The sequence below is a fragment of the Thalassospira sp. GB04J01 genome, assembly GCF_000751115.1.
Classification (GTDB): Bacteria; Pseudomonadota; Alphaproteobacteria; order Rhodospirillales; family Thalassospiraceae; genus Thalassospira; species Thalassospira lucentensis.
In genome coordinates, this window is the sequence record NZ_CCDX020000011.1 from 77535 (window position 1) to 101715 (window position 24181).

At 54.1% G+C, this 24181-nt stretch carries 19 protein-coding genes; 13 read left to right on the forward strand and 6 right to left on the reverse strand.

Annotated features, from left to right (window positions below; all coding sequences use genetic code 11):
* The first annotated feature begins 181 nt into the window (after positions 1 to 181).
* Entirely contained in the window at positions 182 to 1420 is a 1239-nt protein-coding gene (locus AMM48_RS11210; protein ID WP_102784104.1) for an O-antigen ligase family protein, read from the forward strand.
* Between the two features lie 309 nt (positions 1421 to 1729).
* Here the strand turns inward: AMM48_RS11210 and AMM48_RS11215 are convergent, their stop codons facing one another.
* The 3 genes from AMM48_RS11215 to AMM48_RS11225 all read right to left on the reverse strand — a co-directional run bounded on the left by AMM48_RS11215 (position 1730) and on the right by AMM48_RS11225 (position 5300).
* Entirely contained in the window at positions 1730 to 3820 is a 2091-nt protein-coding gene (locus tag AMM48_RS11215) for a tyrosine-protein kinase domain-containing protein (RefSeq protein ID WP_102784105.1), read from the reverse strand.
* Positions 3817 to 4521, reverse strand: a complete 705-nt coding sequence (locus tag AMM48_RS11220) for a hypothetical protein (RefSeq protein WP_146030399.1) — start codon at positions 4519 to 4521, stop codon at positions 3817 to 3819. Before AMM48_RS11220 ends, AMM48_RS11215 begins: the two co-directional genes overlap by 4 nt.
* A gap of 107 nt (positions 4522 to 4628) precedes the next feature.
* Positions 4629 to 5300, reverse strand: coding sequence for a WecB/TagA/CpsF family glycosyltransferase (locus tag AMM48_RS11225; RefSeq protein ID WP_102784107.1), 672 nt, complete (start codon positions 5298 to 5300; stop codon positions 4629 to 4631).
* A gap of 153 nt (positions 5301 to 5453) precedes the next feature.
* On the opposite strand from AMM48_RS11225, the gene AMM48_RS11230 reads away from it, so the two are divergent.
* Genes AMM48_RS11230 through AMM48_RS11260 form a run of 7 tightly spaced genes read left to right on the forward strand, consistent with a single transcriptional unit; the run spans position 5454 to position 13340 of the window.
* Positions 5454 to 6557, forward strand: a complete 1104-nt coding sequence (locus tag AMM48_RS11230; protein WP_158246461.1) for a glycosyltransferase — start codon at positions 5454 to 5456, stop codon at positions 6555 to 6557.
* On the forward strand, positions 6554 to 7768 hold the full coding sequence (locus tag AMM48_RS11235; RefSeq protein WP_102784109.1) for a glycosyltransferase family 4 protein: 1215 nt from the start codon (positions 6554 to 6556) through the stop codon (positions 7766 to 7768). Before AMM48_RS11230 ends, AMM48_RS11235 begins: the two co-directional genes overlap by 4 nt.
* Positions 7761 to 8915 (forward strand): hypothetical protein, encoded by a 1155-nt coding sequence (locus AMM48_RS11240; RefSeq protein WP_102784110.1) that lies wholly within the window; start codon positions 7761 to 7763, stop codon positions 8913 to 8915. The genes AMM48_RS11235 and AMM48_RS11240 overlap by 8 nt, the downstream gene beginning before the upstream one ends.
* Positions 8912 to 9664, forward strand: a complete 753-nt coding sequence (locus tag AMM48_RS11245) for a hypothetical protein (RefSeq protein WP_102784111.1) — start codon at positions 8912 to 8914, stop codon at positions 9662 to 9664. The genes AMM48_RS11240 and AMM48_RS11245 overlap by 4 nt, the downstream gene beginning before the upstream one ends.
* Entirely contained in the window at positions 9649 to 11154 is a 1506-nt protein-coding gene (locus tag AMM48_RS11250) for a hypothetical protein (RefSeq protein ID WP_102784112.1), read from the forward strand. Before AMM48_RS11245 ends, AMM48_RS11250 begins: the two co-directional genes overlap by 16 nt.
* Positions 11147 to 12985, forward strand: coding sequence for a glycosyltransferase (locus tag AMM48_RS11255; protein ID WP_158246462.1), 1839 nt, complete (start codon positions 11147 to 11149; stop codon positions 12983 to 12985). The genes AMM48_RS11250 and AMM48_RS11255 overlap by 8 nt, the downstream gene beginning before the upstream one ends.
* Entirely contained in the window at positions 12975 to 13340 is a 366-nt protein-coding gene (locus tag AMM48_RS11260; protein ID WP_102784114.1) for an MmcQ/YjbR family DNA-binding protein, read from the forward strand. The genes AMM48_RS11255 and AMM48_RS11260 overlap by 11 nt, the downstream gene beginning before the upstream one ends.
* Positions 13341 to 13363: 23 nt before the next feature.
* Here the strand turns inward: AMM48_RS11260 and AMM48_RS11265 are convergent, their stop codons facing one another.
* On the reverse strand, positions 13364 to 14653 hold the full coding sequence (locus AMM48_RS11265) for a nucleotide sugar dehydrogenase (protein WP_102784115.1): 1290 nt from the start codon (positions 14651 to 14653) through the stop codon (positions 13364 to 13366).
* Positions 14654 to 14821: 168 nt separating this feature from the next.
* Here AMM48_RS11265 and AMM48_RS11270 point away from each other — a divergent pair, with 168 nt between their 5' ends.
* The gene (locus AMM48_RS11270; RefSeq protein WP_158246463.1) at positions 14822 to 15616 is read left to right on the forward strand and encodes a transporter substrate-binding domain-containing protein; all 795 of its coding nucleotides are present in this window, start codon (positions 14822 to 14824) and stop codon (positions 15614 to 15616) included.
* 59 nt (positions 15617 to 15675) lie between these two features.
* On the opposite strand, the gene AMM48_RS11275 is transcribed toward AMM48_RS11270, so the two are convergent.
* Entirely contained in the window at positions 15676 to 18678 is a 3003-nt protein-coding gene (locus AMM48_RS11275) for a class I tRNA ligase family protein (RefSeq protein ID WP_102784117.1), read from the reverse strand.
* Between the two features lie 415 nt (positions 18679 to 19093).
* Here AMM48_RS11275 and AMM48_RS11280 point away from each other — a divergent pair, with 415 nt between their 5' ends.
* The 4 genes from AMM48_RS11280 (at position 19094) to AMM48_RS22085 (ending at position 22269) form a co-directional block, all read left to right on the forward strand.
* Positions 19094 to 19762: a DUF5610 domain-containing protein gene (locus AMM48_RS11280; RefSeq protein ID WP_101302173.1), complete on the forward strand. Its 669-nt coding sequence runs from the start codon at positions 19094 to 19096 to the stop codon at positions 19760 to 19762.
* Positions 19763 to 20237: 475 nt separating this feature from the next.
* Positions 20238 to 21032 carry a TIGR04255 family protein gene (locus AMM48_RS11290; protein ID WP_102784119.1) on the forward strand — a complete coding sequence of 265 codons (795 nt, stop codon included), beginning with the start codon at positions 20238 to 20240 and terminating at the stop codon, positions 21030 to 21032.
* Between the two features lie 2 nt (positions 21033 to 21034).
* Positions 21035 to 21667 carry a hypothetical protein gene (locus tag AMM48_RS11295; RefSeq protein WP_102784120.1) on the forward strand — a complete coding sequence of 211 codons (633 nt, stop codon included), beginning with the start codon at positions 21035 to 21037 and terminating at the stop codon, positions 21665 to 21667.
* Positions 21668 to 21672: 5 nt separating this feature from the next.
* Entirely contained in the window at positions 21673 to 22269 is a 597-nt protein-coding gene (locus AMM48_RS22085; protein ID WP_146030401.1) for a hypothetical protein, read from the forward strand.
* A gap of 455 nt (positions 22270 to 22724) precedes the next feature.
* On the opposite strand, the gene AMM48_RS11300 is transcribed toward AMM48_RS22085, so the two are convergent.
* Positions 22725 to 24167: a hypothetical protein gene (locus AMM48_RS11300; RefSeq protein ID WP_102784121.1), complete on the reverse strand. Its 1443-nt coding sequence runs from the start codon at positions 24165 to 24167 to the stop codon at positions 22725 to 22727.
* Between the last annotated feature and the right edge of the window lie 14 nt (positions 24168 to 24181).

Sequence of the window (24181 nt, forward strand, 5' to 3'; positions counted from 1 at the left end):
GCGATGATCAGCAAAAGCGACAGGATGGAGTTTTTCCGATACGCTTAGGTCCTTGTTCCCAAACCATATTGACGCAGTACGGTGTTTCCAGTGGTCTTTCGGGTGGCGCAATTTTGTCTTTTGGCCCAAATCATTCTGGCCCCGCTGTTGCTGGGCGGGGCGCGGCCATGGGCCATGGGCCATGGGGATTTTGTCGGTTCTGACCGGGATTGGCATCTTGGCATTGTGCGCGAAAATGCCGATCTATCTCCCGCGTTATCTGCGCGTCATCTGGTTGATGGCGGGTTTGGTCGCGGGCTGGATGGTCATGCAATCCCTGCCCATCTGGCCCACGCAAGCCGCCCCATTTAACGCCGATCACATCGCCCTTTACCCCACCGCATGGCACAGCACAGCGGCCGATATCCTGTGGTTTATCGCAACCCTGACGCTGGCATCCTTGCTTGCGCGCAAAGACCCCCACAGCTTTATCAAACAGGTCTGCATCACGACGGCATGTGCCGCCGCCCTTCAGGTCGGGCTTGCCACGCTGGACCAGATCGCAGGATGGCAAACGACATTCTGGTTTACCAAAACCGCCCATATCGGCGACTGGACCGGAAGCATTGCCAACCGTAACGCCTTTGCCACATTGATGATCTTTGGCCTTCTTGCCAGTCTTTATTGCTTTGGCGGGCAGCAACAAGTGCGCCTTGGCAAGGTGCTCGATCAAAAGGGCGGATGGCTGGCCCTTGCCATGATCTTTGCCTTTGCCCTGCTCCAAAGCCATTCGCGCAGCGGCTTTGTTATTGCGCTTTGCAGCCTCTCTGTCTTTGCGGTGATGCAGATGCGCGACAGTCCTGCATGGCACCGCATCTTGATCCCAATCGGGGTCTTTATGTTCGGTATCGTCTTTGTCGCACTGGCCACCCCGGAATTTACCACCCGCTTTATAGAGCTCGCCCGATATGACCTGATCCAGCGCGATGATGTGTGGGCAAGCGGGGTTCATGCCATCATGGCCCGTCCGATCACGGGTTATGGTCCGGGCAGTATCGCGCTTGTTCTGGGTCATTTCGCAACACCGGGGCTTAACGCCAACGCCCACTGGTTTAGCAGCCATAACATCTGGCTCGACGGGGCGATCACGCTTGGTCTGCCAATGATGGCCTGTTTGGTTTTGTCCACCCTTTTTGCCGGTTTTAAAATCTGGCGCGGGTTAAGCACCCCACCGCAAAAGGCGCTGTTTGGGACCATCACAACCATCTTTGTTCTAAGTGCATCGGTCGATTGGATCATCACCTTGCCCGCCCTTATTTTGCCCATCGGGCTTGTCTGGGCGGGCTGTTCTCAAGTTGGTGAAAGGCGCCATCGCGAAGGGCACGGACCATCTGGTTTTGCGGCGCAATCTGGTACGCGCGATCAAGCTGTGCGGCCATAGTCCGAAGGTCTTTCGCCCCGATCCGGGCATCAAGTGCCATCAAGACCGGATCAAACGGAGCGCCTTTCATCTGTGCGGATACCTGTTCCACGATCCGCACGCGATCCCCGGAAAGCATGGCTCCGCGCAATGACGTGATATCGGCTTGCGCGCCAAAGCCGTTGGCGTTGCGAAAACCGTCTCGCAGGTTTTCAACCGATGCACCTGCACCGATTTCCTGATGAACTCGCACCACCCCGACCACAACAAGCAATACCGCCAGACACAGCAAACAGCCCCGCGCCACCGACCATGCACCCGCGTTTATTGTCATGACGTACGCTCCACCGGGGCGATTGAGGATGGCACAGCCCCATAGGCCACCCTTGGACGTGCACCATTCATCACCACCCCGTTTGGCCGCACCCCAACAGCGCGCAACTGATTGATGGCATCGGCAATGTCGCGCCGTTTGCTATATCCGCATCGCACGGCAAACAGCCCGACATCGGCCTGCCTGAAGGCAACGATCGCATCGGCAACCGAAAGGATCGGCGGTGTATCAATGATGATATGGTCATAGCGATCACGCAGCTTCGCCAGCACATCGGCAAGCCGTGTTTCAATCAAACGGGTGGCCATCGTCCCCGGCACGGCAAAGGCCGGACCAAGCTGATCATAAGCGCCACCTTGTCCGCCGATAATCGCATCCTCAAACGCACAATCCCCCGACAACACAGCGGTCAAATCCCGCCCGCCATCGCCAACGGCTTCAAGCGGCCCCGGATCATGAAGATCGGCATTGATCAGCAACACCCGCCCCCCAAATCCGGCCAAAACGCCGGCAAGCAATCTTGAAATATGGCTTTTGCCCTCTCCGGTAACGGCCGATCCCATCGCAATGAGTTGTGCGGTTTGCCGATGGTCGGCGGGTGTTGCTTTTTCCTGATGCAATATGCGCATTAAAACCGCCAGATGCCCGATGGCTTCCTGCCCGTCATCCGGGCTTTCCATATCGGGTATGCTGGCAAAAAGATGGATGCCAAGCGTGGTTTCGGCGTCAAAACCATCGTCAATGGTCTGATCGAAATAATGACGTAGCAAGGCGGCACCAACAGACCCGAACATCGCAATGAACACCACCATCAGCACAAGGTCGCGCTTATTGGGAAACTCGGCGGTTGTCGCAGCCGTCGCCGGACGCAGGATTTCAACATCCCCGCGAAACGCCACCAAATCACGCTGCAGGCTTTGCGATTTTTGCCCCAACTCCAGAACATCTGCACGGGCCATTTCCACCGCACGCAGCAAGGCCGCCTGTCCCTGCATCCTGTCATGGCGCTCTGTCATGCGGTCATGCCATTGATCGCGCTGTTGTGTGACAAGTTTTAACTTTCCCGATGCCCCCGCCACCTTAAGATCAAGTTGCTGTACAACCCGGTCCACCGCACTGCGCGCAGCAGTAAACAGCTCGGAATGAAGTGTATCAAGTTCGCGGCTTTTGCTTTGCATAACCGGGTGTTTTGGGCCGTAGCGTTGATCCAGTGTGACATATTCGGAGCGCAACTCATCAAACCGTTTCGCCAACTGGCTGACAATCGGATTGCCTGCCACGTCTGGCATCGCCAGAAGGTCGGACAGTTTTTGCAAATCCGCACCGTGATCGCGTGCAACACGGGCGGCGATTAATTCATGCCCGATTTCTTCGGCCTGCGCATCAAGTGCATAGATGCGCGCCAGCATCATTTTGCTTTCTTGCTCATCAAGAACCCCGGCATCGCGTTGCCAGCTGGTCAGAGTTTCTTCGCGTTTGGCAAGTTCGGCCTGTGCTGTTTGATATTGTGCCTCGACCTCCTGTGCCCGGTGGCGCAGATATTGTTTTTGCCGTCCTTCACGCCACCAGACATGGCTTTCAATAATTGTCTGTAAAACAGTCTGGCCAAGATCGGGGGATATGCTGTGATAACTGACCTCAAGCACCGCCGCATTACCAATACGGTTGGCCTCAAGCCCGGCGCGAAGCGTATCAATCATTGTGGTTTCGGAGATTGTGGATGGCGATTGCCCCGCGTTCCAGACATCATCACCGCGCAAAACCGCAAGGGCGGCTGATAAAACATCCTGACTTTTCATTTCAGCAATCAGGGTTTCGATTTCCTGTGCCGTTACCTGTCCTGTTCGCGACGGTTGTGCTTGGATCGCACTTGGTTGCGGCACGTCAACCGGGAGGGTAAGGCCAACTTCGGCCACCGCCCTGTATTCTGACTGCCATTGTCCCACCGTAATCAGCCCGCTCAAAAGGATCACGACAAACGCCAACAGCGTCACACCACGACGCTGCCACATGATCGCAACAAGATCGCCCAAAGACGGGTCAAATCGTGGAGCATATTGATTTGGGTTGTTGGGGGTTCCTGTCATCGCGGACTGGCATCCTCCGAGACGAAATCAAAGATATTTTCTTCGCGCTCCGCCGTCCCCCAGGATGACGTTTCCCCGGCAAAGCCACGATTGACCGGACGAATGAAATAAAGCGATGGCTGCGCGAATTTGAATCTATCAGGCGCGGTGGTTTGGCGTGAAACCGGCTCAGTGCCGGGCTGGATGGTCATTCTCGGCCGGGAAACCATTTCGCTGTCAAACAGGATCGTATTCCGGTTGCCAAACATCCGGGCACTCAAACCCGGGGTGGTTAAGTCCACCATTCTGGCAAACCCTTCCGGTTCGGGGTGGATGTCAAACAAATGCCCGATCACCCCGCCAATGACCGCTTCGATCAAAAAGCTGTTTGCGCCCGACATTTTAAGAACGGTTTCAAACACCACCAAAAGCGCCTTGATCGCCTCATCAACGGCATCCCAGTCCGACGTTGCCAATGTTTTCCCAGTCGCCCCTTGCGTATCCGTATCCTGCCCGATCAGCATGCCCAGAATGTCATTGATCATGGCATCAAGATCATCCGTCGTCGCAATCTCTGATAATCGCTGCTCAATCCATGCGCGGGTGTCTTGTTGATTAAGCGCGGCGGGAGTTTGGCTGGTTGATCCCGGCAAAGAGGCTGCGGATGCGGTCGGGTTTTGAACAATTCCACTCATTGCCATGCCCATAACAGTCAATGCCATAACCATCACACCCGACCATTTACGCAACCTGTCGGCATGATATCCAAGGACGGCTGGGACGATTATTTTACCAAATCCCGCCAACCCCCGCACATAGCGCGGCATCATCAGGCGCGGCTGACACAAAATGCGCCACAAAAATTCCAGCCCGCATTTTGCCAGATCACCGGCGCGCGGTGCACTTCACCCGCCAGCACATCGAATGCACCGCCAACCCCCATGGCAAACCGACATCCTGTTTTGGGCGCGATGGTATCGACAAAAAGCTCCTTACGCGGTGATGGCAAGGCGACAAAAAGCGCATCCGCACCGCTTTGCCTGATCACCGCCGCCAGCTTGTCATCATCGGGCTCATACCCGTGATGAACCCCGGCAATCACAAGCCCGAGATACTGAATGGGAAGTGTATTCCAAAGGGTTTCAACAACATCGGGCTTGGCCCCAAGCAGGAAAACACGCGTCCCCGACTTCGCAAATCGCGGCAGCAACGCCGTCATAAGGTCAATCCCCGTGACACGCTGACCGACGGGAATTCCGATCAAACGCGCCGCCCAGACGATCCCCATACCATCCGGCGACAGGCAATCTGCGTTCTGCAATGCGTGGTAAAGTTCAGCATGTTTTTGGGCCTGCGGCAATTTCACCGCGTTCAGGCATTGATGGCGAAAACATCCATCTTGAGGCCGATTTTTCAACCTGTCACAGATATCGTCACACAGTTTTTCCTGTGCGCGCAGGTCAAGCTTGAGGCCAAAGAACGCCGACGTCGCCAATACCATTCACCACCCCTGTGAAACCCGGATGCGTTTTTTATCGTTCTATCCGGACCGCGAACCTGTCCCAAATTCTGCGTTTAAATCATTGATATGGATAATAACTTATGATTGAGTTGTCAGCAACATCAGCATCTTGGGGTAAAGAGTTCGGTGAAGGTGACGCTGCTGACCAACCTTGTCCCCCCTTACCGTCGGGCGGCTTTTGGCCTTCTGGCAGAACGTGCCAAATCGGTTGGCGGAACATGCCATGTTATCTGTACGGACGTCGACGAAACCCAACACATTTGGGCGCGACAAAGCGCCCCCTTGAGCTGCTGTTCCCTGTCGGCATTTCGCATCCCGCTTGGGGAAAACCGCAGGCTTTCGTTTAACTTTGGCGTGACGCGTGAACTTGCCCGCACCGCCCCGAATGTTCTGATCCTGTCGGGCTTTGGCCCAACCATGTGGCGTGCACAACGCTGGGCAAAAAACCACGCCATACCAACCGTTGTGTTGTTTGATGGCTGGCGGGGATCCGATGCCGCCTATGACAACAGGGTTCGGCGGGCCTTGCGCCAAAACATGATCAAACAAGCCAGCGGTTTTATCGCCGCCAGTTCCCGCGGCAAAGACTGGTTCGAAACATTTGGCGTTCCCCCGGACCTGATCACGGTTAGCCCGATCCCAACATCCTTTGCCCCACCAAAAGCCATCCCTGATTTTACCCACCGCCCGTTTGACATTCTGTGGTGCGGGCGCACGACCACCGCAAAGGGCTTTGAAACGTTTCTTCAAACAGCCCGGATGCTCAAAGTCAGGAAGGCGATCACGAAGGTCGGGATTGTCGGCGCGCTTAATATCTCAAAGGCCGAACGAAAGGTCGCAGAATACGGGCTATCGGACATCACCGACATTCACCCATTCGTGCCGCCCGAACACTTGCCGGATTTCCTGACACAGGCAAAAATCTGCCTGTTTCCCAGCCACAATGATGCCTACGGCGTTGGCGTGGTCGAGGCGGTTTCATGTGGTGCCCTCGTCCTTGCGAGCGATGCGGTCGGCTGTGCACCGGATGTTTTGGCATCTGACCAAATCCTTCCACCCGACACCGCTTCAGATTGGGCTACCGCCTGCGAGGAATTACTCACCAACCCGGGAAAATGGGATCACATACGCACCGCACAATCGGCCAGCATTGCCACCAATACAGCCGACCATCACGCGCGCTCGATCTGGCAGGCTGTCCTTGCCGCACGAAGCCGGTCGCGAGATACGGCATGATAAACACCCCAAAACCGGTTCAACACCGCCGCCACACCGCCCCCGATATCTGGATGATCGGGCGGGTCGATCAGTTTGCCGTTCTTGCCACGCATCTGGCCCAAAACAACCGACTGGCGCGATGGGACAGTTTCTGGCGCCATGATGGGCAGGGCGTGATATGTCCAACCGCGCGCAAAGTGGACCCGATTTTGACCGATATTGCGGGCCGTCATTTGATCCCCGATCTTTTGGGCAAAGCGGCGCGAACACTGCACTTGCCGGCCCATAACCTTTATTCCGATATCCCCCTGTCGCTATTGGCCGCATCCCATGTGCCAAAGGCACGCATCCTGCACGGTCAAGGGAATTACAGCCTGCCCGCCATGCGACGCGCCCAGCAAAACGGCATGATCACAATCGCCGATGTAACCGGCCAGCTTGCCCCGATCCGCGCGCAACAGCTTGCCGACGAATATCAAGCTCATGGCCGCGCATATCGCGAGATTTCCCGGTTTCTTGCACGTCGCCGGGTTGCCGAGGCTCATTTCGCCGATGCTGTTTTTGCCCCCTCCGATGCAGTCATCGACGGGCTTTTGAAGTGTGGCATCTCTCCCGATAAAATCTTTCACATCCCCTTTATGTCGCCCCTTTGTCAGACGCTTGTTAAGCAGGAACGACCTACGCGAACGGATGCAACTGTCCGGCTGCTGTATGTTGGCAATATTTCCATCGCCAAAGGCATCGCGGCGTTGCTGGACGCATGGCGGGCATTGCACGCAGAGTTTCGAGGTCGAATCAGTTTGACCCTTATTGGTCCGGTCCAGCCCTGCGCACAGGCGTTGGTCAAAGACCTTCCTGATGGCTGTGACTGGCTTGGGCGGCGGTCCTCACACGAGGTTGCCCAACATTTGCTCGGTGCGGATATTTTTGTTTTTCCCAGCCTGTCAGAAGGCAGCAGCCTGGCAACCCTTGAAGCCATGGCCGCAGGCTGTGCCGTCGTCACCACCTTTGATGCTGGAAGCCCGGTGATCAACCAGCAAAGCGGCCTGATTGTACCGCCGCGCAATCCGGGGGCATTGACCACCGCCGTCTCGGCCCTGATCACCACCCCCGCGATGCGACAAAACATTGCCCAGGCCGCTCGCAGCCAGATCAAGAACATGCTTGAAACCGGCTATGGCAACCGGGTCGAGATGGCCTATGACACACTGCTGACCCGCCATGGATAGGATCGCGCACAGCCTCTATCCGCTTTTTTATCCGCTGTGGCTGATTGCCGCCAATCTGACCGCACGCGCGGGCGGCATGATCATTCTTTTGATCCTTGGTCATGGGTTTGCAGCCAACCAGCTTGGTGATTATTTCGCGATGCTGGCTGTGGTCGGGCTTGGCGTTACGGCGGCACAGGTCGGAACCGGACCGCTTTTAATCCGATTACAGCAAGCCGGAAATCTCCGGTGGGCCATGGCCTGTGTTGTCTTGCGCGCGATAATTGCTCTGGGTGCCATCCTTTGGATCATCGTTGAAATGGGCACCGACACCCTTTCGCAATACGGGCCACTTTTGCTGATGCCCATCACGGCGGCCTTGTCACCAGACTGGATCATCTCCGCCCGAACCGAATTTTCCCGGATCAATATGATTGCGTTGATTGCCCAGATGGCCGGGATCGGAATGGCGGCATGGGCGGCACATGCCAGTAACCCCGATTTGCTGTTTGCCGTTGCCCCGGCCATATCGGTCGCAAGCTTGATTTCCTCAATCATTTTTGCCTTTAACCCGGCAAAGGATCGCACAACCGAGCCTCCCGAACATGCGGCTCTGTCACAACAATCCTGCTTTGGCATGATCGGCTTTACCCTGCTTGCGGGTGTTTTACCCAATCTCGATTTTGTCTTGCTGAGTTCCGACACCACGCTGTTTCTCGCCCAGCGCATTTTCCTGATCTGTGCAGCATTTTTAGCGGCCATTTCCGGTGCACTCTTTGCCAAACAGCAACCCGGACATCTGCGCGATATCTGGTTAATCGCACCAATGGTGGCGGCAAGTTTGACCCTCTGGATATGGCCCGATGGCGTTGCCGCGCTGATCTATGCCAAACCAAGCGACGCGCTCATCACCCTTCTTCAAACTGGCGCAATTTGGCCGATCCTCCTGGCTCTGCTCAGTCGGCAGATTTTAATATTGCAGGAACACCCCTCCGCTATGTGGGTCGGCTGGCTGTGCCTGTGCGGCATGATCTTAAGCGCAGCTCTCCTCCCGGCACCGTCACAGGCAAGTGATACCGTTATTTTAATGCAAGTCCGTTTGGCTTTGCTCCTTGCACTACTTTATGTCAGTGGGCTGAAATACCTGCGGCGGGTGATGCCATCATGACCCAGCTTCAAATAGATATCCGCAATCACCGTCTGATATCCGGGCAGTTTGGCGCCATCACGTTTGGCACGTGGGGGATCGAATTTTCCGACCGGCATTCCTTCGCCACCCTGACCGATACGCCGCGCAACGCCCGCCTCTCCAATGACATCTGGCAGTTCCGCCAAGGTCGCTGGCAAACAAGGTTGCACACAGCCCAAACCGACCCCACAACCATCACCGTCCACACCCAATTCACCGCCCTTGACGATGCACCGCTGCAAGACGCCGTTTTGCGCATGGTGTTTGACAAGCATTCCATTGCCCTCGGCGCAATCGCCGGAAAAACCTACCAGCATCGCGACAGTGACAAGTACCGTCTTTTCCCACTAAGTCAGGCACGCGACGTCCGCCTCGTTGGCACAGATGGCAGTGAGATCATCATCACGCTCGATACGTTTGACGGTGCGGGGCGCTTTGCGCCGTATCTCTATTTACGTGATCGCGGTGATCACTGGATTGTGCATGCACGGTTGTTGCCGATAAACCCGGTCGATCACGTCTGGCTACGCTGGGCCAACCGGTTTTTCACCCTGTCGGCTCCCGATCCATTGGCCCGTGCGCTGTGGGACATGCCCGGCGGTCAAAAACTGCTCTGGCGATTGCGCGAACGGTTGGGGCGGCACTGCCCCGAAATTCAGGCCATCCCGCTCAACACTGTTTTGGCCGGTCAAACGCTGTCGCTGGGGGTGACATGTCGCTTCCTGTAACACGCACCAGCATGGCCGAACGCAGCCAACGCCTTGCAAGGCTGATTGCCGATCAGCTTGCCGAACGCCAACAACCCGATGGCACGTTCGAGCAACACAGCTTTTACGCTCCCGCCTTTGCCGCCGCCCTATGGGCACAACTGGACCCAGCACTTTACGCGCATCAGATCGAGGTCGCGTTATCCGCCCTTGAAGCCGAACAGCAAACCCCGCGCTACCACCGCGAATTTATCGAATATGGCCTCCGGCAAATACCGGGCCTTTCTGACAAACGTCTTAACGCCATCCTGCGCACCGCCCCCACCCAATCGCCAGACGTTGCCAATTGGCAGGTGCTTGGCATGATCAACCGGCATCTCTCGCTAAAAAAGGGTGCTGGCAAAAACCGGAAACTCATCAACTGGCTACATTGGGCCTTCATCCGCCTGCGCTATTGGCGCGCCCCGTTTTTCTGGGATCGGCCGACCTGTTTTTCCGGTCAATATCATGCCTTTTGCGCCGCCCTTCTGACCGACAGCCCCGAAGCCGCCCACAGCATCATTGCCGCCAAGGCCACCACGCTGATTGCCGAGCTCTCTGGTGATCATGGCTATGCAAACCTTCTGGGGCGCGGGGCCGGGCAAAATTTTGGTGCGGTGTGTGCGTTATACGCACTCTCGGAACACGGGTTCCAGACCCAAGCCGACGCGGTCCTGTTTCGGCTTGAAAACGCATTTCTCACGACCGGGACATTGCCGCTTAATCTGTTTTCCACCGCAGACCTACCCGATGATCCGGGACCAGCCAACCCGAAGACACCGGGCTGGTACAACTATAACCGCCATGATGATTATCTGGCGTTTGCGGGCTATTGGCTTTTGAAGATTGCGACCACCCCGACAGCCCCAAGACCTCAGCCAACGACCCCAGAGTTAAAAGCGGCACCCATCGCAATCTTTTCAAACGCCACCTATCAGGCGCAGATGTGTCTATGCGGCACACACAGTTTCGATCTCACCCCCTGCCCGGTTGTGCTGTTCGGCGCGGAAAACACCGCATCCTTGCTGTTCGCACCAACCGGAGGCGAAGAAGATACACCCAGCCTGTATGGCCCGGCGTCCATCCCCCTTCCAGCGACCTCGGACGGCAAGTATTTCGCGCAAATTTGCAAAGCATCCAGAACCAAAAACACCGTCCGAATTAATTTCAAACTGGCCGGAGTTTCGGGACAACGGACCATCACGTTTGAGGACACCCAAATCACCATCACCGACAAGATCGCCACCAAATGCGATCTGCTTCGACTGCTGGTGCATCACGACGTAAAGCTGGTGCATATCTCACAACAGCAGCTTCACGCCCCGGACCTAGGCATCTCATTCCATGCGGATCGTGACCTTGTCATAGATGAGACAAACCACTTCACCGCTGCTGGGCTTGCCCGCAGGGTTATCGCGCCCCACACCGATCACGTCACGTTGCGCATATGCTGGGGGACCGACGATGCCTGATGCCATCACCGTCATCACCACCATCCGCGATGGCGACTGTTTTCGTGATCGGTTTTTTGCCAACCTTGCGGTGACTTTACGCGATCAGGATTTTGCGGTAATCTTTGATGATGGCTCTAAATATCCATTGCGGTTGCCGGAATATCTTGCGCAAGACCCGCGTTTCACCCTGATCACGCAGGGCAAGATCGGGCGCGGTGCGGCGCTGAACATCGCCATCAAAGCCGCCCCAACCGATCTGATTGCCATTCAGGATGTTGATGATCTTTCCCGGCCCGGTCGGTTGGCTACCCAAACAGCATTTCTCATGGCCCATCCCGACTGCTTGGTGTTTGGCTGCGCCACATCTGATCGACCTTGGCTCTGGCCACTGCCCCATCGACATATTTCAGCCAAACGCCTCTATCGCGGCAACCCGCTGCACCATTCAACACTGGCCTTTGATAAATCAATTTGGGAACAGGCGGGGGGATATGATCCTGATCTTGCCTGTTGCATCGATCTTGATTTTTACCTGCGCGCGATCGCACGGGCCGAGGCAAAAATCGTCCAGCTCCGCGCAAAGGTCATTGATCGCAACCTTGATCCCAAAACCCGGTTCTTTGCCAGGATTGATCCCGAAATCTATCACCACACCCGTGATCAGGTTCTCGCACGCTATCGCGATAAAATCCGCGACCTACCGTTTTCAGCGCCGACATCCAAACCAAAATGCATTGCCATGGTCCAACTCCCCCCGCCCATGCATGGTGCTGCGGTAATGAACCTGCAGGCGGTTGACGCACTTGCGCGTTGCTCGGACCTGACACTGATTGAACTGCGCTTTGGCAAAGACCTTGGCGGTATTGCAAAATTCTCATGCCGCAAAGTCGCCCTTGCCCTGTGGTTGCTGGTTAAATTGGGCTTCCTCCTGCCCCGCGCCAAGGCATTTTACATCTGCTTTGCCCCGTCAGGTGCCGCCTTTTACCGCGATTGTCTTTATGTCCTGCTGGCCAAGCTGTTTGGCGTTCCGGCGATCTTGCATCTGCACGGACGGGGCTTGGCAGCGATGGGTCAAAACCGAGGGGTTGCCCGACTGCAACGGTTGGTTTTCGCCAATCAAACCGCGATTGTGCTCGGCTCAAGATTGATGGATGAAGTTGACAGCCTGCCCTGCACCAAGGTCATTATACCAAACGCCCTACCCACTCGCACTTTTGCGCCCCAAGGCACCGCAAAGTGGACGGCACACCAACCGGTCAGGCTGCTCTATCTCTCTAACCTGTTTCGCGCCAAGGGCATTGAAACCCTGCTCAAAGCCACTGCACTACTGATCAAAGACGGTGTTGCGGTGACACTCGACATTGCCGGTGCGCCGGGCGACATTACCGCACAGAAACTCAAGCACCTTCTGTCCGAACATGCGATTGCGCACATCGCGACCTATCACGGGGCAGTCAATGCGGATCAGCGCATGGCATTGTTTGAAACGACCGACCTGTTTGTCTTTCCCAGCAATTACCCCAACGAGGCCCAGCCGCTTGTTGTGCTGGAGGCCATGGCCGCCGGTGTACCGGTGATCACCAGCAATATCGCCACCCTGCCCGAATTTGTCCGTGATGGTGAAACCGGGCGGTTATGTCAGCCCGATGATCCTGACAAATTGGCACACACGATCAAGCAGGCCATCGACAGCCCCGACCAAACATATACCATGGCACAGGCCGCAGGCTTCATGTGCCAAACCGATTTCACCATGGATCGTTTTGCACGTGATATCTGCGGCGTTATGGGTAGAGTCTGTAAAATGGAACCTGCCCCAAAAGAAGGACCCGACAAAAATGACCCGTGACGAGTTCAATGATTTTTGCAAATCCCTGCCCCATGCAACCCATGTTGTGCAATGGGGTGGTGCGGATGTCTGGAAGGTGGGCGGCAAGGTTTTTGCCATCGGCGGCTGGACCAAAACCGATACGCTGGGCATCACTTTCAAGACATCTGAAATCGGTTATGAGGTCCTAAAGGATCAACCCGGTTTGCGACCGGCACCGTATCTGGCGTCGCGTGGGATGAAATGGATCCAGCATTACGACATACCGGACCTTGCCGATGACGACCTTAAAAGTCACATCGAAAGTTCGCACCGCATTGTTTTCAAAGGACTAACCAAGAAACTGCAGCGCGAGCTTACTCTTCACCAAAAGTGAATAATCACGCCGATTATATCGGTCTACAGACGCCAAAGGTCGATATCAGCCGGCACCCCATCACGCGGCAAAACAGCACGCACATCAGCAACAAATCCCCTGCCATCTTTCAGCAGGCTTTGCACCAGTGGCCAGCCCTTGGTGACATATTCCTTATGCGATACCGCCAGCACCAGCGCATCGGCCGGTTTGAGGTCATTGTCGCCATAAAGCTCCAGGCCATCAAACTCATGCGCGACTTCAGCCTTGTCGGCATGTATGTCATGGACCTGCACCGTGATGCCGGCATCTTCCAGCTCACGGATGATGTCAATCACGCGGGTATTGCGGATGTCTGGCACATCTTCCTTAAAGGTCAGGCCCAGCACAGTCACGGTCGGGTTTTTGGTTGCCCCTTCACGCAGCAACGCGCGGATGACTTTATTGGCAACAACCTCGCCCATGCCATCATTCACCCGACGGCCGGCCAGAACCACCTGCGGGTAATAGCCAAGTTCTTCGGATTTATGGGTCAGGTAATAGGGGTCCACCCCGATGCAATGCCCGCCGACAAGCCCCGGCGTGAATTTAAGAAAATTCCACTTGGTCCCGGCTGCTTCAAGCACATCACGGGTATCAATGCCCGCACGGTCAAAGATCAGCGACAATTCATTCATCAGCGCGATATTCAAATCACGCTGGGTGTTTTCAATCACCTTGGCAGCCTCGGCTGCCTTGATCGTCGGCGCCTTGTGAATACCAGCCGTGACAACACTGCCATAGACATCCGCCACAATATCAAGGGTCGCCTTGTCCTGACCCGATACAACCTTGGTGATCGTCGTAAAGCGATGTTCGCGGTCGCCCGGATTGATCCGTTCAGGCGAATAGCCAACCGTAAAATCAGTGCCCGATTTCAGCCCGGAAATCTTTTCAAGGATCGGCACGCATTCTTCCTCGGTCGCACCGGGATAAACCGTGCTTTCATAGACAACGATGTCGCCCTTTTTAAGAATGGCGCCAACGGTTTTTGAGGCCGAACGAAGCGGGGAAAGATCGGGGCGGTTGGAACTGTCAATCGGGGTTGGCACGGTGACAATATGGAAATCAGCCTTCGCCAGATCCTGCGGATCATCGCTGATCAAAAGATCGGCTGCCGCCAACTCATGCGCGTCAACTTCGCCGGTGGCATCATGACCGGCTTTCAGCTGTTCAATGCGGGATGTGTTAATATCAAAGGCAACGGTACGCCCGATGGCCGTGCCAAAAGCCACCGCAACCGGCAACCCGACATAGCCCAACCCGATAACAGAAATCTTGCGTCCATGGCTCATTGCTCAACCCTTGAAATGAAGTCTGACTGACTTCTAGCCAGACTGGCCATACCCGTCAATAAAAGAGCAAAGCCCAAACTGCTTTAAGGAATCAAAAAAATATGTGATAGAATAAATCTTTGGAAAATCAATCCGTTGCTCATGCGAAAATTATCTTCCATCATTCTCATGGCTGTTTTTTGCCTTGGCGTCGGCATCCACGGTGCCCGCGCAGACAGTACCCCGGTGCGCATTGTCCTGCCCTATATCCCGCTGATGGCCGAAGGCCCGACCGAGGGATTTTTCATCGAGATGTATCAGGAAATCGCCAAGCGCACGGATAAGGACATCGTGATTGACGTTGCGCCCCCTCGTCGCGCGGTTCAGGCCTTTGTATCTGGCGACTATGATGCCTTGGGCGCCTTCCCGTCACTGACCGCCCTGCCGGTATCACTGGCATCCGTGCCCTTTTACCTGCGCGAAAACCTGATCTTCTATAAATCAGGTTACTTTCCTGCGGACAGCCTTCAACATCCTGACAATCTGGCCGGACACAATGTTGGCCTTTCGGCCTACCCTTATCCCCCCGCCATCACCAATCTTGCGGGGGTTAATTTTGAACGCGCCCCCAATGATCAGTCGCTTTTGCGCATGCTTGCCAATGGCCGACTTGACGCCGCGATCCTTGAAAAGTTCTCGGGCTTTCATCTGCGCGATCAGTTGGGTCTTTCCGATGTGATTGATATCGCGGATGTCTCGGTCACAACGGAAAATATATTCCCCCTGTTTCAGGCCAACCGACAGGGCATTGAGAACCAGAAAGTCTTTAATCTGGCGCTCTATGACATGCTGTGCGACGGAACGTTGGCAACCCTTTTTGGACGAGATGACGTTGTGCCCGACTTGTCGCTTCTTGAACGCGACATCCCGGTGCAAAACCAGCGCAAGGACTGTGTTGCGTCCGGCTCCAACAAGACCCGGTAAACAAAGCAGGGCGCGTCATATCAACGCGCCCTGTTTGAAAACCGATCGCAGTAAGGGACTTAGCCCTTGACCACGATATTGAGCAATTTCGGGGTCGGCTTGGCGATATAAATCACCTTGACGATTTCCTTGCCTTCAAGATGGCGGGCGATGTTTTCGTCTGATTTGGCAAGGGCTTCGACCGTTGCCTGATCGGCACCTGCTGCGACCATTACCGATGCACGTTTTTTGCCATTGATCTGAACCGGGACTTCAAATTCGTCGTCCTTGGCTTTTTCGGCATCAAATTCCGGCCAATCAAACTTGATCACCGATTTTTTGGTGCCGAATTCATCGGCGGCCAAGCGGCTCATAAGCTCCTCGCCCAGATGCGGGGCAAACGGGGCCATCATCAATGCCAACGCCTTGGCATGATCATCATGCACCGCATCCTGTTTGGTCAACGCATTGGTCAGTTCGATCAAGGCGGCAATCGCGGTGTTATGGCGAAGCTCGGCCACGTCCTTGGTCACCTTGGCGATGGTTTTATGCAGGATCGTTTCGATCTTGCCATCCACCGCATCGGTGCGCTCCATCTGGGTGGTGACTTTCCAGACGTTGGAGAGGAACCGCATCATGCCGATAATCGCATCGGACTGCCACGGTTTGGAGCTATCAAGCGGCCCCATATACATCTCGTATGTCCGGAAGGTATCAATCGTATATTGATCGCAGATTTCTTCGGGCGGAATGCCGTTTTTATAACGCTTGCCCATCTTGCCCGGAACCGTCGTCAGGGCTTCGTTGGTTTTGGCGTTAAACGGCTGCTTTTTGCCATCGACATCACGCATTTCAACGTCATGGATATCAACATAAACGCCGCGCGCATCGGTATAGGCATCGGCGGTAATCATGCCCTGATTAAACAGTTTCTGGAACGGCTCAGGCGTGCCCACATGGCCAAGGTCAAACAGGACCTTGTGCCAGAAACGTGAGTACAGCAGATGAAGCACAGCATGCTCCGCCCCGCCAACATAAAGATCAACCGCGCCGGGTTTCGGATTACCCTTGTCATCGGTGGTGTTGGCCCAATAAGCCGCCGCCGCATCAGACGCAAAGGCATCCGTGTTGTTGGCATCGAAATAGCGCAGGTAATACCAGCACGACCCCGCCCAGTTGGGCATAGAGTTGGCATCGCGTTTAAAGGCGCGCACTTCGTATTCCGCACCATCATGGGTATGGGTGGAACCCACAGCCGCATCAACCGGCAGAACCGAACCATCGGAAAGCACAATCCCGGTCACCGCCATCCAGTCCTTGGCACGTGCCAAGGGCGGTTCTGGCTCCGAGTTGGGATCTTCGTTTGATTGCGGTTTGAAATCGGTCATTTCGGGCAAGACAACCGGCAAAGCGGCCTCTGCCACACCATGCACCTGCCCGGTTTTTTCATCAAACAGCACCGGGAACGGTTCGCCCCAATAGCGTTGACGCGAAAACAGCCAGTCACGCAGTTTATACTGCACCCGGCCCCGGCCAATATTCTTGGCTTCCATCCAGTCAATGATCGCCGCCTTGGCATCCGGGGTCGAAAGCCCGTTCAGCGATACTTCGTCATTGGCGGAATTGATCGTATCGCCGGTGTCGGTCTGGGCGATCTTAAATTGCCCCGGTGCCGTTTCATAAAGGGCCAGCAATGCCGCATCATCAAGGTCATCGGTGTCCGCCGGTGCATTGGCGCGCAGCCAGCTATCGGACGGCTTGGTGGTCGCCTTGATCGGCAGGTTGAATTTATGGGCAAATTCAAAATCGCGCTGATCACCGGCGGGAACCGCCATGATAGCACCCGTGCCATAGCCCATCAGGACGTAATCGGCAATCCAGACCGGGATGTCTTCGCCGGTCACCGGATTGGTGGCGTGTGCGCCAATAAACACGCCGGTTTTTTCACGGTTGGCTTCGTCCTTGGACGACACCGGCCCGGCCAATTTCACCTGTTCGCGGTATGCCGCGACCGCGTCCTTGGCGTCTGCGCTGGTCAGCTTATCGACCAACGGATGTTCCGGGGCCAGAACCATATAGGTCGCACCAAAGATGGTGTCGGGCCGCGTGGTATAGACCGCGATTTTGTCGGCATCCCCGCTGGTCAGTGTGACCGGGAAGTTGACGCGCGCGCCAACCGAACGCCCGATCCAGCCCTTTTGCATTTCAACAACGCCGTTGGGCCAATCAAGCCCTTCCAGATCACCGACCAGACGGTCGGCATAATCGGTAATGCGCAACATCCACTGTTTGAGCGGACGTTTATAAACCGGGTAATCCCCGCGTTCGGATTTGCCGTCATTGGTGACTTCTTCGTTCGACAATACCGTGCCCAGCATCGGGCACCAATTGACCGGCACTTCATCGACATAGGCCAGACGCCCGCGATCAATTGCGCGGTCAATTTCCGCCCCTTCGGCCTTGGTCCCATCGCCAATCACGGCTTTGGGTTGCGGAACACCATCTTCGTCAAGCAACCATTCGCCAGATTCCAAAAGCGGGCGCAGTTCGGCAATCGGGCGCGCACGGCCTGAAATGGTCTGGCCTTGCGGGCCTTTCCATTCAACCGTCGGGTCATAGAAGCTGTTGAAAAGTTGCAGGAAAATCCACTGCGTCCATTTGTAATAATCAACGTCGGTCGAGGCAAAACGACGATGCGGATCATGGCCAAGGCCGATGACCTGGAGCTGACGCAGCATATTTTCAATGTTGGCTTCGGTGGTGATGCGCGGATGCTGGCCGGTTTGGATGGCGAATTGTTCAGCCGGCAGGCCAAAGGCATCAAACCCCATGGAATGCAGCACGTTATAGCCGCGCATGCGCTCAAAGCGGGCCTTTACATCGGTCGCGATATAGCCCAGCGGATGGCCGATATGCAGGCCAACCCCGCTTGGATAGGGGAACATATCAAGGATGACGCTTTTCTTCTTGGACGCGTCAAAATCGGCATCGCCGGGATTTGGCGTGCGATAGGTATCGTTTTCGCGCCAATATATCTGCCAGCGCTTTTCGAATTCCTGCGCACTTTCCTGATAGTTCGCCACGCTCACTCAACTCCTGCCTATCGGGTCCCGTTTGTTGGCCTCGGGCGCGGATCATAAAGGCGCGCCTGCCATACCAAATTGGGTTACATATAAATCTGAACCTGTGTTCATAAGCGGGCTTTGGCCGCTGTGCAACATCAGATCACATGAAATCGGCGCAAATACTGTTAATTTCACACCCCATCCCCGCACCATCGCTTGAAGCGATCCCCACCTTAAATGCAGGGCGGCATTGCAGACCCATCAACCCGAAATTTCGCAACACCACTGGATTTTTACCCCCATCCATGCCATATTAGGGGTTGGTATTTACCAAGTCGTTGATTGTGCACGGATTTGGCGTGCGCATCGGTGCTTGGGTCCACGTGCAGTCGTGTGGCACAGCTTTCAACGCTCTCGTCCAGGGAGGACGAATATGGATATCACCATTGGCGGCCTGACGTCCCAGCAAACCGGCGCTTCTTCGCGCTCGGCGCAATCGTATTTGCCCGGTCAAAGTGACGCGGACAAAACCGGGAACAACGGCACCTCGGCCTTTGCGGCCGCGACATCGGTTTCCCTGTCCTCTCAATCGGCCAATCTTTTATCGGCTGATAAGATCGTCGCGGCGATCAATGAAAGCCTGTCGTCAACCGGCATTTCCATTCAGGGTGCCGATCCCAGTGATTACACCCCCGAAGCCGTGGCTGATCGTATTCTGGCCCGTGTTGGTGATTTGATTGCGGCGAATTCCGATACCGAAGGCGAAGCCCGCGAGATTTTCGAAAAGGCCAGCGAAGGCATTAAACGCGGCCTTGATGATGCGCGTGAGTTCCTTGAAGGCCTTGGTGCGCTGAATGAGCAAATCAACGGCAACATCACCGAAACCGAAGACCGCCTGAACGAAGGCCTTAAATCCATCGAGCAGCGCCTGACCGAGCTTTATAACAGCAGCCCGTCAGAAGAAGCCGCCAACATCACCCCGGAACGTGACGAGCAGGTCCTGCAATCGCAGGTCACCCAGACCGCACAGGCAAGCCAAGCCTATGCCGAGTCCGCCACCAACGCCCAGCGCAATGCGCCACGGTATGGGACGAACGGGTAAACCTAAATCTTTTGCTTGCTTAAACTTTTCGAAAACCGGTGCCTACGGCACCGGTTTTCGCGTATTAAACTAATCTCAGCGTTACCTACAACCTTAAAAAGGTATCTCCACCGAATAGAGAAACTATGAAATTAACTTTGATCTGATACAAACACATGAAAAAATCGACCTCTTTATTCGGCCTGTGCTCGTTAAATATCACTTCAGATTTCGTCGTGATGCTGGACAATCCCATGAGAACAAGGCGAATAAATGTCCCCCCTGCAAGTCTCTTAAGCGAACCAAAAACAAGGCAAAATTTTATCTCACGATTAACGATGGATTTCACAAAACCATTCCGGTATCGTCCTTATAACAAATGTATTTGTATGCACGCTTTATGGGAATAGAGAATGAAAAAATTTTCTAAATTCGTGCAAAAAATATTATTAGCAAAAGTTAGTTGATGCCGCTCAAACTTTGAACTGCGAGGAAGATGCCTGAATTCCGCCCCATATATAAATCTCATGCAATTGAAAAATGTGCGGCAACGGTTGCATTTGGCGATCAGCTGCCAAAGAAAGTATTTGGTCAATTGCTAGAGAGTGCGACCCCGCTTTTAACTGCTAATGGGCTTGTGCAAGGTCAGCAACCATCCGGATTTCAGTTTGATGTGGCGACTGGTAAGGTCTCTCCAATTGACGGTCATGGTCCAACGCAGTTCTCGTCAGAAAACAATGTTGTACAACTACATGTGTTACCAGACGCTATAGTTTGGGGAACTAAACAATACCTGCGTTGGAAAAATTTTAGGCAAGACTTTCAGAAAAGCACTGAACCATTATTAAGCGAGTTTGATAAAGCAACAAACGTTTCCTCAATCAAACTCGAATACTGGGATCGTTTTTTCTGGCAAGGAAATTGGGATGACCTAGACATCAAAAAACTATTGAAGTCCGATAGTGAACTCTCAATCAAGGCGGCAGGACAATTTTCCCGAGAATGGCATAATCATGTTGGTTGGTTTGAGACAAAAAATTTTGGTCGACGGTTAATAAATGTTAATATTGACTTGATTAGCATAAACTCACCTACAGCTACTGATCAACCCAGTGTTGGTATATATACAATGGTTCACGATCAAACTCGGACAGATGCAGAAAGAGATGAATTAAACACATTGAGTTTAATAAAGCGTTTTGACCAAATACACGACGAGATGAAGCACTTGTTGTCGCAAGTTCTAACGCCCAGTGCTTCAGAAATGATCAATTTAAATTCAGGTGAATGAATATGCCTCAACTGAATTTTTCAATAAAAAGCGAAAGCTACCTTACCGCAGACAGTATAACTCTTACTAGAGAAATAGGTGAGGTAGCATCAAGCACTTACATTAATTCCATGAACTCAATTCAAAACCCTCCTGACCATTATTTTTTAATTAGTGCACGTTCGACAAAGTCGGAACCCTATGAGTTAGTAGTCGACCAAAGTGTTCAGATTTCAGAAAACTCAACAACGGCGAACCCAACGCAGCATACTGATTTTGATCCACTATCGATGATTCAGTACCGCGATACTTGGCTGAACAATTGCTTGGAAGCCATCAACGCGCACAAACACCTCAAAGACGGTTGGGACGGAGCATTGGCTCCAGCACCAGAGAACGCATCTTTAACGACCGCAGAATTTTTAGCACTTGGATTCAGCTATTTAGATAGCCATCTAAGACCAAGTTTCTCTGTCGACTCAGAAGGTTGCCCCGGGTTTTCTCTGTACAATGACCACATATACCTGCACCTAACCATTGACGCTCCAGAGCTGATCTCTTGGTACGTTGTAAAAGACAAACAAGAATCATTTGGAGACGATGTACTAGTCAATGGAATTAATTTTGTAACCGTAGCGGCTAAAATTTTAAAGTAGGCTAAATGTCATGTGAGGCGTGCAGAGCGGCATTATCTGCAACTGAAGACAAGGTTAATGAAGTTAACAAATGCACATCCGAGCCCTGCGGATGTGAAAAATACCGCGCATCTGAAAACTCCCCCGGTCCTGTTCTAGATGAGGAAACCTTAAACTATTTGGTTCCTACTCCAGATGGAAGAACCGAGAGCGGGCACATAAATCCTTTATTCATGAATCAAGTAGCACTTAATGGCCTAAGTGTATTACGTAACACAGCGTCAAATTCAGAGTTTGAGCTTACGATCAAACAACTTCGCCCAAGATGGGAATCTAAAGAACGCAAACTCGAAGGGATAGTCTCGTTTGATGCTCGATCCGTCCGATACCTTGAGGGTAAGCGTTTGTGTTGTATCTACGACACCGCACTACCAGATAAACCAAACCATGCAGATGTCATGTCAGCTCCTTGGACAGGTCCTGAACAAGTATTAACTCGAAGGCAATTAAGCCAGCGCAAGAAAATCGTAATTAAAGAAATCATAGATCAAATCGGAACGAACTTTTCATCTGCTGCCAGCTTCCGTGACGGTTCTCTAATCCTTACTACAAAATCTGATTGATTATGGCGATCTAGAACTACATCTCCTCAGACTGGATCAATTGGACCAATCACCCTGCCCCCTCAGCCGAGAAAATCAATCGCCATATGATTGAGGCGGTTGATCTGGCTGATATTGCCCCCGCGCGAAACAGTGCGTTGGCGGCACTTGATCTGGCATCTGGGCGTGATAAACCAGCAATCCCTCTACCCACCCGGCTTAACTGAACCGGGACCACGGCCATCCATATGCCCCCGGAAACAATTTTCGGCCTGCATCCTGAATGCGGTTAAACGCGTTTTCGGCCATAAAGCCCGAGACAAACGCCATGAAGGTTACTAGATACGGGCTATACGGACCTGACCGCTGCCATCCGGGTCGCCTTGGGCCCGCATCAGCATCCCAGCATCTGAAAACAGAAAAACCGCAATCGCGGCGGCACTCCCCTTGCCAATCACGACCGTATCAAATCGGCCTCAAAGCCCCATACCTGATGCGTCGTCATTATCGCGGATTTTGAAAATCTTGTGCCCGGCATCCTGAATTTTGCTAAAGGCGTCCTTGGCCATAAAGCCCGAGACAAATGCCATGAAGGTCACAAGATACGGGCTGATATCGACCTGGCCGCTGCCATTCGGCCCACCTTGGGTCAGCATCAGCATCCCGGCTTCTGAGAACAGGAAAATCGCAATTGCGGCCGCAATCCCTTCTCCGGTCATCATCAGGAGACGGGCCGAGGCCATAAGGCCATGCGCGGTGTTATCCGGTGCAGTGTCAAAGGGCCTATGGGGCACATATGCTGCTGGGTCGTGCTGGTCCGAGCTCGGCTGGTTTGAGCTTGGTTGGTCTGAACTGGGTTGGTCCGAACCGGGTTGAGGTGGGCCGGGGTCTATGTTTGGCGGCGTCTCTTTTGATCTGTGCCCAAAATTCTGGCGGGTGAAGGCAACCACCGCCCCCAATCCCCCGGCCGCAACCGTGACCAGCAGGGTCAGCATGATGGTGGGCAATTGCACCAGAATGGACAGAAAACCGCCAATCGGGTTCTGAAACAGGGCGACAAGGGCGGAAAGATCGATCTCCTTTTTGGTCTTGCTCTGCGCAAGTTCTGTTTCGATCTCGTCAATCTGAGCCTGCATGTTGCGTAAAATCTTGTCGACCTGGCGTTGCTCCGCCCGGATGTTTTCCCACACGACCCGCGACTGGATGTTTTGATCATCAAAGTGTCGAAACGTTTTGCCAAGCTGATCAACCGTGTCATAGACTCCTTGTTCAAACGTGCTGACAACCGTTAAGCCGATATCGCCTGTCGTGCCTGCAAAGGCCAGTTTGGCCAGAGCAGCGCGAAGGGCGGCAACGACCAATGCCCCGTCATCTGCGTGCAGTCCACCGGATGTCTCCGTGTCGCCGTTATTTTGATCAGAAAGCGGGGTTTGATCAGAAGACGGGTTTTGTTTTTGCGCCTGAAAGCGGGCGACAAAATCATGTGCCATCGTCATGGCGTCAAGGTAGGCAGCGGCAAAATCATCCTCAAACGTTGCGCGGTTTTGCGTTACGGTTGTGCTTAGGGCGGCGGCACCATCATAGGCCTGCCAGAAGGCGGCCATCGCATCTTTGCGAAGGGTCAGACCGACGCGGAATTTTTCAAGTGCAGCAGTATTTGTTTTGCGGATATCGCTTTGTAATTGCTTGATTTCTTCGTGAAGTTCGGCCTCGTAGAAGCTTTGGCGGATCATGCGTTCCAGATCACCGGGCGCGGAGGTGGCGATTTCACGGCTGAGCATGTCGCGCTGAATATCGGCGGTGAACCCGGCAAACAGGGTCACGACAAATCCAACATACAACACACAGGCCAGGCTCATCAGAATCCCGGCACTGCCAAGGCGTGCGAGTGCTGTGTTGGTCTCTTTCTGAAGGGACATGGTGCCTCTCACGT